The organism is Bradyrhizobium sp. MI1.4 (genome assembly GCF_055811315.1).
Genome location: NZ_JBVVPP010000168.1, coordinates 1 through 322, shown reverse-complemented (window position 1 = coordinate 322; position 322 = coordinate 1). Strand labels below are relative to the sequence as shown.

At 61.2% G+C, this 322-nt stretch carries 1 pseudogene; it reads right to left on the bottom strand.

The features are described 5' to 3' along the window. Positions 1–322: pseudogene (locus tag AC0L23_RS40125) on the bottom strand (TauD/TfdA dioxygenase family protein); the annotation flags it as partial.

Here is a 322-nt window from a genome sequence, read left to right as displayed (position 1 = left end):
GCTGGTCGCCATAGTCGTTGACCGCGTAATGTTGCGTGGCGCGATTGTCCCAGATCGCAACGTCGCCGGCCTCCCAGCTCCAACGAACGGTGTTTTCCGGCGCCGTGATATGCGACTGGAACAGGTCGAACAGCTTCTGGCCGTCGTATTTCGGCAGGCCAACGAAGCGCTGCACGAATTGCCGAGCACGAGCGTGCGCTCGCCGGTCTCGGGATGGACACGCACCACCGGATGCTCGGTCTCAAAGATCGTTCCGGTGAACACCTCGTCGAAGTGCTTCCTATCCGCTTCGGTTGCCTGCGTCTTCACGGCGTAGTCGTAC